The organism is Acidobacteriota bacterium (assembly GCA_035529075.1).
Lineage (GTDB): Bacteria > Zixibacteria > MSB-5A5 > GN15 > FEB-12 > DATKXK01.
Genome location: DATKXK010000005.1, coordinates 34,590 through 48,347, shown reverse-complemented (window position 1 = coordinate 48,347; position 13,758 = coordinate 34,590). Strand labels below are relative to the sequence as shown.

The window sequence follows — 13,758 nt, the reverse complement described above, 5'->3', positions numbered from 1 at the left end:
CCCGCCGTGCAGCGGAGTCAATATCTATGGCGGCCTTGACCTCACTCCCTCCCAGACTTCTGTGAAAGTCGCTTGCAGGGCCAGACATACCGTTTCACCGAAAACACCAGCCGTTGGCAGGCATTGTATTGAATATCAAAAGGGCAGGCCGGCGGAGGAAGACTGGGCCTGCAATCGCGGCCCCAACCTGGCTCTCCCGGCGGCCCGGTTGTTTTCGGCCTTGCGGCTCGGCCGGGCCGCATCCCGGCCAGTGCAAGTCGTTAACTTACGGCAGGTTACGCGCCGCAAAAGAGGCTTGTCACCGGCCTTCGGAACAGTTACCTTCAGGTCTCTGTTTCACAAAGTATCCTGGACATAAACCAAGCTAACCGCACCCAACACTAATAGGAGATGAACCGTATGGGTATGGTCAAAGAATTCAAAGAATTCGCGGTCAAGGGCAACGTCATGGACATGGCCGTCGGTATCATTATTGGTGCCGCGTTCGGGACAATCGTCAAGTCCCTCGTTGCCGACGTGATTATGCCGCCGATAGGCCTGCTGCTCGGCAATGTCGACTTCTCGAATCTATTCATGATTCTGAAAGACGGGTCACAAGCCATGGGCGCCTATGCAACTCTGGCCGATGCCCAGGCAGCCGGAGCGGTAACGCTGAACTATGGTCAGTTCATCAACACGATAATCAGCTTCCTGATCGTGGCGTTTGCCATATTCATTGTCATCAAGAATATGAACAAACTGAAAAGAGAAGAACCGGTCCCGGTGGCGGAACCTACGACCAAGGAATGTCCCCACTGCTTTTCGACGATACACATCAAGGCAGCGAAGTGTCCCCATTGCACATCGTCGCTGCAAGGGGCGTGATTCGCTTCACCAGGTTCCGGATACTGACAATTTTCTTAAAACACCGTGAAGAAAGCCCCGGTCCCCGCCGGGGCTTCTCTTGATCATGACGGCCCCGGCCCGGCTCTTGGAGGACGCCTGTCACATTCAAGCTGAGCGTAAGACCGCACGGCACCATTGCCAACGAGGGCCTTACGACGGTAACCATTTACTTGGGAAAACCAGATCGCAAGCCGTAGTTCACCGGGCTGTTGGTCACCTGTGACTATCTGCGAATCCGTTGCCAGTAAGGTGCCATGAACTGGTTCAGCTTGCGAGCGTATAGTAACAGCCAGAGACCGAGCGCAACCTGCAGGGCTATAGCCACGATAGACGCCTCAATGCCGAAACTGCCACCGGTAAGCCAGTCAGGGCCGGTGACGTCCGGCCGAATCCAGCTTGGTAGAGCGGTCTCCCCGGAGTTCGGCATCCCGAACACACCGTCCTGCATGAAATTCCACCCGAAGTGGAGCCCCCAGACAAGCCAGAGTCGCCGTGTGAACACAAAAGCCGCCAGGTAGAGAACATCTGAGACCGCAATCATAACCGAAGTGAGGGGGGTCGCGTTTTCGTTTCCGATGTGTATAAGGCCGAAAGAAACGGCCACTATCACCACGGCGCTCCAGGTACCGACCAGCTCTTCTGTCAGCCGGAACAAAAGCAATCGAATGAAGAACTCCTGGAGAAACGCTCCGATTCCGAATCGGAAAAACGCATCAATCAGTACCGTCTGATTCTCGCTGAATCCCGACACTCTATAGTATCCAAGCAGAGACAGAAGACCGACCATGATGCCGACCAGGCCGATCCCGCCGGCGAAGCCGAGAGACAACTCGGGGACACTTTTTCCTCCCGAAATCTCGAACGGTTTGCGCCTTTCCACCCACCTACAGTAAAGCGCATATGCCAGCAGGAACAGCACGACGTTGACCACATGTTCCAGATAGGTTACAAGGTTTCCCAGCGGCGGCTGCAACTTTTCGAGGACGGCGATAGCGAAAGCATTATGAGCCAGTGCTACCGGGGCCATAAACAGTCCGGCCACCACCAGCTCCAGCAGCGGGAACTGCAGGATTCGCTGCCAACGAAACCGCACTTCACCTTTGTTCAGCAGAAGATCAGGAGTTACTCTTTCCAAATCGATACCCTTCTCGGCCGCGCATCGGGCTTTGACACTACTTCTCAGTGGACTTTAACTACATGACAGTTCAGATACGCTGAAACGTGCAGGAGGTTGCCGGAATTCCCCGGCCGGAAATACAACACGGTCGAAATATCCCGGCACGTAGTACGTCATCCCGAACGACATTAATCGCCGTCAGGAGCTTCAGGCCAGTCTTTGTCCGGACTGACGGGAGGCGGCTGATCAGAACCGAGGTTGGTCGCGCTGATATCGGCAAAGACGAAGTTCTCCGGCGGAACCGGACTGCCGGCCAGCCGCCGAAGCACGGCCAGTTGTCCGACGTGCGTCATTGCGTCCGACAGTGGACCTTGCAATAGGATTTCGGCAGTGATGCCCCGAAGTTCTGTCCCTCGCTCAAGGTGTTCCGCCACGTCCGCCAGCGTTTCGTGAAAGTGCTCAACAGCGTCATGGAAATCCGGCAGCAACGGCGCGCGATACCTTCCACCGGTGAAGAACGTGCGGGCATACCCCAGGACGCTGTCCATGTGGCGTATCAGCTCGCCGGGTGTACGAATCTTGGGTGCCGCTCTAAAGGACGCAAAGTCCGGCGGCGCATCTCGAAGTGCTTTCTGCGTCCGGTAAGCCAGCGCTGCCAGGAAGTGTTTTAGAAGTGCTCGTTTATGATCCATATTGGCTCCGTTCAATCACTGCTGACCGGCCTGCAGACAGTTACACGCTTACCAATCACACCGTCGCCTAGCCCACCATTCTTGGTGGGTTGCTCGTGTCGAGGCCGAAGCATCCGGCATGGCGCGAACAGGCACAGCCGCCAACGGAAGTCAGGCACCCTCATCTTCAGAGTGATCCCGCATCTGTGACGCCTGTGTGGTAATTGTCTTCAGATCCACTCGATGCCTCTTGAGCACCTGAGTTGCGACCCGAACCGCAGCTTCCCGCTCGGCAGGCACAGATTCAGTTTCTGCCGGTTGTCGTCTGAAGGATCGTGCCAGCTTGTCCCACGACGGTGCTCTTGATCGCATCAGAGCAGAACACACCACGGAGATCATTACTTGTGCCGCTTGCCTGCACGATCCACCTGGCTCCGCCGTTCACCGTCCGAAGGATCGTGCCATGGGATCCTACAACAGTTCCCGTATTCGCATCAATGAATGACACGCCCATAAGATGGCTATTCGTGCGCTTTGTCTGCCTTATCCAGCTGGCGCCGCCGTCCGTCGTCCGAAGCATCGTACCATAATCGCCCACCACCACTCCTATGTTCGCCCCAGTGAACGACACATCCATAAGATGGTAGTTTACACCGCTGTTCTGACGTACCCAAGTCACGCCACCATCCGTTGTTCGCAGAATCGTGCCATACAATCCCACCACCGTCCCTATCTTCGCGTCAGTGAAGGAAACTCCCAGTAGTGCACTGTATGCGCCACTTGTCTGCCTGACCCAACTGGTGCCGCCATCCGTCGTCCGGAAAATTGTGCCATCCCCCCCAACCACCGTACCTGTATTCCGGTCAGTAAAGGACACATCAAAGAGATCATGGTATGCGCCGATTGTCTGCATTACCCACGTGGCACCGCCGTCATTCGTGCGAAGGATGGTGCCAAAGTTTCCTACCACCGTACCCGTAATCGCATCGGCAAATGAAACGCTATAAAGCATTACATGCGCGCCACTCGCCTGCCTGACCCAGGTGGCACCGCCGTCAGTGGTCCGCAGAACCGTACCATGACCGCCCACCACCGTTCCCGTCATCGCGCCGATAAACGAGACATCCGTGAGATATTCATCCGTGCCGGTAATCCGGTCGACCCAAAGCGCACCGCTATCCGTCGTCCCAAGGATCGTCCCATACGACCCCACGACCGTGCCTGTGGTTGCGTCAGTGAACGACACATCATAGAGATCACTGTAGGCGCCGGTTATGCAGGCAACCCAGGTTGTCCCACCGTCTAGGGTTCGGAGGATCGTCCTGTCTTCTCCCACGATCACCCCTACATTCATATCACCGAATGAAATACCATACAGACTGTTACTCGTGGGGCTTGCCTGGCTGACCCAGGTGACTCCGGCGTCGGTCGTCCGAAGGATAGTACCACTATCTCCCACGACTGTGCCAGTATTCGCGTCAGTAAAGGAAACGCCATAGAGATGTCTGAACGTGCCACTTATTTGGCTGACCCAGGTAACCCCGCCGTCCGTTGTCCGAAGGATTGTGCCACCATAACCCACTATAGTGCCCGTATTCCTATCCGTGAAGGAAACACTATAGAGATGTTTAGGCGTGCCGCTCGTCTGGCTGACCCAGGTGGCCCCGCCGTCAGTAGATTGAAAGATCGCACCAGCATCTCCTACCAGGGTGCCCGTATTTACATCGGTGAACAGTATACTATTAAGATGGTTTCTCGCTCTGCTCGTCTGGATAATCCAGGTGTCCCCGCCGTTCACTGTCCGCAGGATCGTGCCATATTCTCCTACCGCCGTGCCCGTAGTCACATTGGTGAATGATACGCCATTAAGATGCTTTGTCGTGCCGCTCGTCTGAATGAACCAAGTGGCTCCGCCGTCATGAGTGCGAAGGATCGTACCATCCATTCCCACTGCTGTGCCCGTATCGGCATCGGTGAAGGAAACGCCATAGAGCGTGTTGCCCTGTGGCAGCGGGTTTTGCCATACCCATCCCCTCCGCTCCGCGGGTTCCGGACCCGGTCCAGCCGGATTATCATCCGAACAGCCGACCAGCAGTACGGTCGCAAGCGACAAGATTGCCATATAGGCCGGGCGATGGAGAAATCCATCCTGGTTCATACGTACTCCTCGTTATCCTATCCCAAGGAGATCATGTCGACGGCAGGTTGACCCCCTGCAGTTACGACACCGGCTAAGCGACATGTCTGATGATTGATAAAGGCGAGGTGAAATCGCTCCCAGAAGCAAGGTACATTGATCGTGCTGACAAGTCAATGATTTTGCAGTTCGCAGCCCGGCACCACTATGTGCAGGTAGTCGTAACTCGATGGAAGACGATCAGATGTGAGTAATTGACCAGGACTACTGACTGAAAAGGCGATCATATAATTTCTTTATATCCCGCTTTGCGATAATCAATCTCACCTAACCCTTGTTCAGCCGCCAGAACGATATGTCTGACATCGTTTCCCGTAATACCCAGAAATTCACTTGCCCGTGAATCAGCCGCCACCTGATCGGTGGCACAGATCACTGAGTTACGAATCACGACATCATCAAGCGAGCCACCCGCCGGGCCATTACGCATCAGCACCCGAGTGGCGTCAACTACCGTCAAAGTCGGTTTGAAAAACGCCGCCAGATCGACAATGGATTGGTCAAGTCGGTCGTGCAGACGCGAGCGGTTACCGCCGATAATGCCAAAGAAATTCTTCATGGAGGCCGTACCCGCCACCAAGCCATGATGTTTGGCAATGGGCATATTGATGAGTCGGTCTATCTCAAATACATACTTGAGCACCGGCCAGTTCGTAATGAAGCGGCCTTTAAGATCAGTCTCGACAAAATCGTCATCGCTCAGCAGGAGAATTCTCCCCCCGTTTTGTTCGACAGCAGTTCGAATGCCCGAGCGCAAAAACGTACGACGCGGATTATGAGAGCCGAAATCGGTTACTAATACTTCCGTAGCGCCCGCAGCCCTGCATTGGCGAACCATCTCGCCGACAAGAACGGGATTCGTATTGACGGCCTGCTCCGGGACCCTGTCCCAGGCAGCATTCGGCTTCAGCAGTACACGCTCACCCCTTTTTACGAATCGTTCGATTCCCCCGATGACAGCGAGTGCGGAGCAAAGTGCCTTGGCGTGATCTTCGTTCCTGGCCAGGGTAACTTTGGGCAGTTGCGGGTCAGCCGCGACCTCGAAATCAGGCTTCGTTGCCGTCGTTTTGTCATATGTTCCTGATTGACAGCCGCCGGTCAACAATCCGGCGTCGCCGGCCACGGCCATCAGCGCGGCGGCCTGGCCTGCCTTTTTTATGAACTCACGGCGCTTCATAAATGTGCGTCCCTTTCTGACACGAAGAGAATATATATCTGCGCAGGACGGCCGGCCCACCATTTATGGCGGCTTCCTTTTTCCAGGCCAACGCCTGGATTGTCGCGGACTCTCTTGCAGGCACAAAATAACCCCCGTTAGTAACCGGGGTCAATATCTATGGCGAGGCCGATGCATGCCGGGATGGCGCGAACAGGCACAGCCGCCAACGGAAGTCAGAAGTCCTCATCTTCAGAATGATCCCGCATCTGCGACGCCTGTGTGGTAATTGTCTTCAGATCCACTCGATGCCTCTTGAGCACCTGAGTTGCGACCCGAACCGCAGCTTCCCGCTCAGCCGGCACGACCTCATCGGCACCCGCCGCCAGCAGGCGTTCGATATCGAGCAAATAGGTAGTCCGTGCGGTTATGAACATGCGAGGGGCCAGCCTCCGAGCGACGCGAACAGCATGCTCCGAGGCACTGGGATCGTTTATCAGCAATACCAGTTCGCGTGCGTTTTCAATCCCCAGTTGGGCAAGTACACCCTCGCTCGTAATATCGCCGAACACGGCGTTTCCCGCCTCCCGGGTCGCCTTTCTCACGTTTTCAATGTTCAGATCCACTACAATATATGGGATCTCATGCTGATTAAGAACCTGCGCCAGTTCTCTGCCGGCGAAGCCGTAACCGGCGACAATTACGTGATCACACATCTTACAGACGGCGTCGGAGGCATCCTCGGCCGAATCCACTTCAATCAGGCGCCTGAGCCGTGTGAATTTGCCAAGACCGGCCGCCAGTTTGGGTCCGTACGACATGACGAAAGGCGTGATGAACATGGAGAGAATCGCGGCCGACACCAAACTGTTTTCGACGGACTTGGCAATCAAACCTGTTCCTTGTATGGCGTAAAGCAGAACGAACGCGAATTCTCCTACCTGAGCCAGCGCGAAAGCCGCAACCAGACACACCCTCAGCGGCATTCGCATCAGGAAAGCGACTATAAAGACGATTGCAGACTTACCAAGCAGGATTCCAGCCAGAATAGCAATGATTGCAGCAAGGTTGCCCAGAATCGCGGAAGGTGACAGCATCATCCCCACCGATACAAAAAAGAGACTGGCAAAGACCTCTCTGAACGAGATCATGTCGGCCAGGGCCTGGTGTCTGTATTCGCTTCCCGCAACCACCAGCCCCGCCAGGAACGCTCCTATCGCGAGCGACGCCCCGGACCGGGTAACCAGCCAGGCGGTTCCCAGGCAGACGACAAATACGGAAAGAATGAACAACTGTCTTTGCCGTGTCTGGGCGACGAGCTTCAGGATTCGAGGCACTACGAGTATCGCTGAAAGCAGGACGGCTAATACTATACCGATAGACTTGGCCAGTGTGACGACAAACGCTCCGGCGCTCAGATCCGCGCCGATGAGCAACGGGAGGATCAGCATCATCGGCACGACGCTGAAATCCTGGAACACAAGGATGCCCAGTATCAGGCGACCGTGGGGAGCGTCAACCTCCCCTCGCTCCTGCAGCCCTCGCAACACAATAGCCGTACTGGACAGGGCCACAACAAAGCCTATGAGAACGGCAGAGTTGGTCGGCAAGCCGGCCATTCTACCAATGGCGAATGCAGCCCCCGCGCTGATGCCCACCTGCAGAACACCGCCCACCACGGCCAGCCGCCACAGGCGTTGCAGCTTCTTCAAGGCAAGCTCCACACCAATGCCGAATAGAAGCAACGCCACCCCGATCTCGGCTAACACTTCGACCTGGTGAGCGTCGTCGATCAAACCGAGTCCCCGGGGGCCGACCAGGATCCCTGAGAGGATAAAACCGGCTATGGACGGCAGTTTGAGTCTGTGGAAGGCGATTACGACAACCACCGCAACACTAAGTATTACGACCAGGTCTTTCAGAAACGCCAATTCAAGCATAATGCTCTACCGTCATGAGGCTCTTGCGGTCAGGTGATCCGCACACCAGGCTGGGGTTACCTGTATCTCCTGTCCACTTAGTCGTTATCACAGAATCTACCAACCGCCCATAAAATAACCCCGCTGTGCAGCGGGGTCAATATCTATGGCGGCTCCGACCTCACTCTCCCCAGACCCCTCTAACGTTTGACTTCAGTGTTATAATATGCCACTCGACGAGAGATGGAAAAAGTACGATGGAATATGGAAAGTGGATTTGTGCATTTCTGTTCGTCCCTGCTGGCTCTCATTTATCATTAATCGAATAGAGGAAGCATCCACTGCCGTAAAGCGTGACTCACCCGTTTACAGGCTGATTATGTCCTGGACTCTACTTCCGAGATATTGAGTAGTAAAGAAATCCCTCATAGTGTCCAAACTCCTTTGGCAAATCGCCTATTTGCTTTTCCAGCTGCATCCCTATCTTCTCGATCAGTCTTCGCGACCGTGAGTTTTCAGGATCGACCACTGCAACTATGCGACTGAGACCGATGCTACTGAATGCGTAATCCAATACAGCTCTGCAGGCCTCAGCCGCGATTCCCCTGCCCCAATATGAATCCGACAACCCGCAGAACAGCTCAATCTCATCGCAGCTGAAATCCAACCGTCCCAGCCCGCACCACCCAATGACTTCGGAACTATCTTTCCGGACAACTGCCAGCGTCCACTTCTTGATATTCTGAGGCGTGTTCTCATCATAACACTTCAACAGCCATGTGATGATGTCGCGAACCTCGTCAAGCGACATCACTCCTTCCGGCAGGAAGTGCATCACCTCCTCCCGGCTGACAACATCATGAAGTGTTGTGTCATCCTCCAGCCTCAGGGGTCTAATGATCAATCGATCTGTTTCTAAGACGGCATTCTTGAACATGATGCTTCCATCCCTATGCAGTTAGCTTATGCACAGGTCGGAGGGAGGGGCTCGCTCGCTTCCCGTACGCTTACTTCTCTTGCCACAAGTATACTGACTGACTCCCACAATGCAAGGACAACGGTCCCGCGGAAAGGCAACGCGGGGACCTAAATCCTAAGCGGCTCCGACCTCACTCTGCCCGGACTATTGTGGAATTCGGCTTCCGAGTCACGCTGGGCTGAGCTGACACGAACGGAAGACGTCGGAAAGTAGCGCACTAAATATGTAAAGGGCAGGCCGAGCCGGCCTGCCCTTTTGATCGTCCGAGAGAGCCTGCGGCTACTTCAGCAGCAGCATCTTTTCTGTCTGCACGTGATCTCCGGCCTGGACGCGGTACAGGTATACACCGGTCGAGACCTCCCGGCCCGCCTCCGACCGGCCGTCCCAGGTTACCACATGTGACCCGGCCGACTGCTCCCGGTCGACCAGCGTCCGCACCCGCTGACCGAGCACGTTGAATATCTCGATTGTCACATGGCTCCGCTGCGGAAGAACGTACTTGATTACCGTTGATGGATTAAACGGGTTCGGGTAGTTCCGACCCAATTCAAAGCCGTGCGGCAACTCCAACGGCTCGTAGTCTTCAACGTCCACGTAAACATCACTGAGATTAAAGAGAATGGAAACATTGTCAGAGTTATAGTTTGCTACCGCCAGGTCATTGTCACCATCCCCGTCAAGATCAATCGAGAAGACAGAGACCGGATAATCTCCCGCGCCATAGTCGACCGCGGTTTCAAACGTCCCGTCACCGTTATTCTTGAGAATGGAGACATTGTCAGAGAACGCGTTCGTTACCGCCAGGTCATTGTCACCATCCCCGTCAAGATCACTCGAGAAGACAGAGTAAGGACCATATCTTACACCATAGGCGACCGCGGTTTTTAACGTCCCGTCACCGTTATTTATCAGGACAGAAACATCGTCAGAATCCTCATTGGCTACCGCCAGGTCATTGTCACCATCCCCGTCAAGATCAATCGAGAAGACAGAGATGGGACCATCTCCTGCCCCATAGTCGACCGCGGTCGCAAACGTCCCGTCACCGTTGTTCATGAGAATGGAGACATTGTCAGAGTAATAGTTTGCCATCGCCAGGTCATTGTCACCATCCCCGTCAAGATCAATCGAGAAGACAGAGACCGGATAATCTCCTGCGCCATAGTCGACCGCCGTTTGAAACGTCCCGTCACCGTTGTTCATCAGAATGGAAACATCGTCAGAGCCCTCGTTCGCTACCGCCAGGTCATTGTCACCATCACCGTCAAGATCAATCGAGAAGACAGAGTACGAACCATCTCCTGCGCCATAGTCGACCGCCGTTAGAAAGGTCCCGTCACCGTTGTTCATGAGAATGGAAACATTGTAAGACTCATTGTTGGCTACCGCCAGGTCATTGTCACCATCTCCGTCAAGATCAATTGCGAAGACAGAGTACGGACCATTTCCCGTGCCATAGTCGACCGCCGTCTGAAACGTCCCGTCACCGTTATTCTTCAGAATGGAAACATTGTTAGAGTCCTGGTTAGCTACCGCCAGGTCATTGTCACCATCCCCGTCAAGATCGATCGAGAAGACAGAGCCTGGATTATCTCCTGCGCCATAATCGATCCTTGCGGCGAACAATGGTTCATCGGCCAGGGCATCCGGCACGACCAGTGTCATTCCCACCATCAGCCACAGCGCCAGGATACAGCCTGATCTGGGTACGCTTTTCATCTTTGCCTCCCCTGGTGTTTTGTTTTCTGCAATTCGGCTCAGATATTTAGCTTCGTTTTTCGAAAAACACTTGCCCACGCTGCAAGGATCTTTTGGCCCGTCGGCGGGAGCTCATCAATTCGGGTGTCAGGTCACGGGGGCGATAGCAAGTTGATGACGGGCAACAGTTGATGCACCAATATACTCACAATGGACGAAAAAGTCAACGATATTTCAGGCCGGGGAGCTTTGGCCTGCCGGCCATTTTCCCTGCGCGACCGGCCAAACGGGCCTCCGAGGAATGCGCAAGAGATTGCACGATTCCGGGAGTAGTTTCCGCAACGACTGTCTTTTTCGCTCAGTAAGGAAGCCAATCCGGATAAAGCGCCCCGTGAAACGGCGGGGTTGACCTGACTCGCCCCGGACTTTTGTGGCGTTTGCATTCCCGGTTCGATTACACTATGCTTGTATCAATGGAAGTCGATGGAAGGTCATGAAGCCTGTCATGTATTTGACTGATCCCCGCAACAAACAGACCAGCTCCGCCGTCTAATCCGGAAGAACCACCGGTCTCAGTGATTGTGACGAATCGCCGCAAAAGGAGTGCCGCATTGAACCTTCGAACTGACCATTTGGGAAAACGCTACAAAGGAAACGTTTGGGGGCTCAAGGAGTTCTGTCTGGACATAGACTCCGGCATCCTCGGGTTGCTGGGCCCGAATGGTGCGGGGAAGTCGACCCTGATGCGAATTCTGGCCACCGTTACCAAACCTACCGAAGGCAGTGCCAGCTGGAACGGTTACAATATCGCCAATTCGCCCGAAAATGTTCGCCAAATACTCGGCTATCTCCCGCAAGCTTTCGGCATTTATCCCAATCTGAACGCTACCGAGTTCCTGTCGTACCTGGCGGCAGCGCGAGGTATCAGTGGCAGGCCGGCTCGGCGAAGGATTGACCAATTGCTGGAGTTGGTCAACCTTGGTGATGCCCGGAAGCAGCGTCTTGGTTCTCTCTCAGGAGGGATGAAGCAGCGGGTGGGAATTGCTCAAGCACTGCTTAACGATCCCGAATTGTTGATAGTCGATGAACCGACCGCTGGTCTGGATCCCCAGGAACGGATACGATTTCGGAACCTCCTCTCGGAACTGTCCGGCAACCGCACAGTGATATTGTCTTCGCACATCGTCTCCGACATCGAAGCAGCCGCAACTTCAATCGCCATCATGAACAAAGGGCATCTTCTCGTGCATGCTGCTCCGGAGGAGCTTCTCCGGTCAGTGGAGGGAAAGGTCTGGGAGGTTGTCATTGCCAGCTCCGAGTTGACCGACCTGAGACGGAGGCACATTGTAGGTAGCACGACCAGAACTACCGAAGGTGTGCGAGCGCGGGTAGTGGTGGAGAGGGCACCGACCGCCTCGGCCCGACAGGTGACGCCGACTCTCGAGGACGCGTATCTTCGGCTGCTGAATGGCCATCAGCGCGAGCGACAGGATGGATAGACTACGGATTCTCTTTCAGTTGAGCCTGGCCGATTTCCGAGAGCGGACGCGGCGATACAGCTTCCTGGTCACAATGATTGGTGTGATGTTCTTCGGATACCTGGTAATCACCGGCAAGTACACAATTCAGTTTGGGGAATACAAGAGCGTATACAACTCGGCCTGGGCGGGTAGCCTGATGGCTGTTTGCAGCACTATCATGCTAGCGATTATCGGGTTCTACCTGATCAGAGGTTCGATTAAGCGCGATCGCCTGACAGAGGTGGGGCAGATTATCGCCACCACACGGATGAGCGGGCGTGTCTATATAACTTCAAAACTCGTGAGCAACATTGCTGCATTGTGGTTGATGGTCGCGTCCCTGGCCGTCCTGGCTTTCGTCACGCTGCTGATAAGAAACGAAACAGGTGAGATCGACTTGTGGGCTTTTGTATCACCGTTTCTTATCGTTTGTATACCGGCGTCCATTTTCGTGGCCTCGGTAGCAGTCTTTTTCGATACCGCCCGATGGCTCAGAGGAAGCGCGGGCAATGTCATCTATTTGTTCCTGGCCGAAAGTTGCGTCGTATTGGGCATGCTAACCGTGCCGTTCCTTGATCTCGCATCGGTGGCTGTCTTTACCGATAGTGCACGGGCCGCCGCTGCAATGGCTTTTCCCGGCGAGACAATCGGATTGGTGGCGGGCTTTGTCGACTTCGACACGGAAATGCAATTCGAGACGTTCAAGACGTTTTCGTGGACGGGTATCGATTGGACGATCGGCATACTTCTGCTGCGGCTGCACTGGATAGCCATAGCGTTTGCGGTAGCCGGCATGGCTGTCCTGCTGTTTGATCGCTTTGATCCGGCCAGGGTCGCACACAAGGGGATACGTCTGAAAGCAAAGGCGGCGGCTTCAGAAAAAGTGCAAGAAACATCCCATGCCGGTACCGGACCTGAGTATGATTCACTTTGCCCGCCTGAACCCAGATTCAGGCTCTACCGGATGGTCGCCGCCGAACTGAGGCTGGCACTCAAGGGCCGTCACTGGTTTTGGTACGCAGTTGCAGTCGGTCTGGTGGCTGCACAGTGCGCGGCGCCGTTCGATACTGCAAGGCTGTTTTTGGTCCCCGCGTCCATGGTCTGGCCGCTGGTAATATGGTCGACGATGGGAACGCGTGAATCTCGTTTCGGTACGGTTCAGTTGCTTTTCTCTTCGCCGAGTCCGCTCATGCGTCAATTTCCCGCCATCTGGCTGTCCGGTCTGTTAATCGCTGTAGCATCGGTCTGTGCCATGGCTCTTCGAGCGACTATCGCAGGACAGTGGCCCTACGCTGCGACATTGATGATTGCAGCCTTCCTTGTCCCGACGGTGTCGTTGGCTATGGGAACCCTGAGTGGCAGCAAGAAGCTCTTCGAAGTTACTTATCTGATGATCTGGTACGTTGGATCAATTGACCATCTGACAACCCTGGATTTGCTGGGCACTATCGACGAGTCCATTACTGCCGCGAAACTGGCCGTCCTGGGCTTGGTTGCTCTCGGTTCGCTGGCTATCGCCTTTATTGCACGTCGGCAGCAGGTGCACTATGGTTGATGGCCTCGCGGCTAGTCGATGCAGCGTTAGCATGATTTACGAAGGTATACCGACTGCTGCA

10 protein-coding genes are annotated in these 13,758 nt (G+C 54.9%); 3 read left to right on the top strand and 7 right to left on the bottom strand.

The window, feature by feature from the left end:
- The first annotated feature begins 405 nt into the window (after positions 1-405).
- Complete coding sequence (gene mscL, locus VMY05_01075; protein HUV29670.1) at positions 406-864, top strand: large conductance mechanosensitive channel protein MscL; 459 nt, start codon at positions 406-408, stop codon at positions 862-864.
- Positions 865-1,108: 244 nt separating this feature from the next.
- On the opposite strand, the gene VMY05_01070 is transcribed toward mscL, so the two are convergent.
- The 7 genes from VMY05_01070 to VMY05_01040 all read right to left on the bottom strand — a co-directional run bounded on the left by VMY05_01070 (position 1,109) and on the right by VMY05_01040 (position 10,643).
- Entirely contained in the window at positions 1,109-2,020 is a 912-nt protein-coding gene (locus VMY05_01070) for a CPBP family intramembrane glutamic endopeptidase (protein HUV29669.1), read from the bottom strand.
- A gap of 170 nt (positions 2,021-2,190) precedes the next feature.
- Entirely contained in the window at positions 2,191-2,694 is a 504-nt protein-coding gene (locus tag VMY05_01065; protein ID HUV29668.1) for a hypothetical protein, read from the bottom strand.
- Positions 2,695-2,977: 283 nt separating this feature from the next.
- Entirely contained in the window at positions 2,978-4,831 is a 1,854-nt protein-coding gene (locus VMY05_01060; protein HUV29667.1) for a YCF48-related protein, read from the bottom strand.
- Positions 4,832-5,093: 262 nt separating this feature from the next.
- The gene (locus VMY05_01055; GenBank protein ID HUV29666.1) at positions 5,094-6,047 is read right to left on the bottom strand and encodes a DUF362 domain-containing protein; all 954 of its coding nucleotides are present in this window, start codon (positions 6,045-6,047) and stop codon (positions 5,094-5,096) included.
- 215 nt (positions 6,048-6,262) lie between these two features.
- The gene (locus VMY05_01050; protein ID HUV29665.1) at positions 6,263-7,966 is read right to left on the bottom strand and encodes a cation:proton antiporter; all 1,704 of its coding nucleotides are present in this window, start codon (positions 7,964-7,966) and stop codon (positions 6,263-6,265) included.
- 370 nt (positions 7,967-8,336) lie between these two features.
- Complete coding sequence (locus VMY05_01045; protein HUV29664.1) at positions 8,337-8,882, bottom strand: GNAT family N-acetyltransferase; 546 nt, start codon at positions 8,880-8,882, stop codon at positions 8,337-8,339.
- Between the two features lie 321 nt (positions 8,883-9,203).
- A complete protein-coding gene (locus VMY05_01040; GenBank protein ID HUV29663.1) occupies positions 9,204-10,643 on the bottom strand; it encodes an FG-GAP-like repeat-containing protein in 1,440 nt (479 codons plus the stop codon).
- A gap of 590 nt (positions 10,644-11,233) precedes the next feature.
- Between VMY05_01040 and VMY05_01035 the strand changes: the two genes are divergently transcribed.
- Together VMY05_01035 and VMY05_01030 are read left to right on the top strand one after the other, a co-directional pair.
- Positions 11,234-12,121 (top strand): ATP-binding cassette domain-containing protein, encoded by an 888-nt coding sequence (locus tag VMY05_01035; protein HUV29662.1) that lies wholly within the window; start codon positions 11,234-11,236, stop codon positions 12,119-12,121.
- Complete coding sequence (locus VMY05_01030; GenBank protein HUV29661.1) at positions 12,114-13,697, top strand: hypothetical protein; 1,584 nt, start codon at positions 12,114-12,116, stop codon at positions 13,695-13,697. The genes VMY05_01035 and VMY05_01030 overlap by 8 nt, the downstream gene beginning before the upstream one ends.
- Positions 13,698-13,758 lie beyond the last annotated feature (61 nt).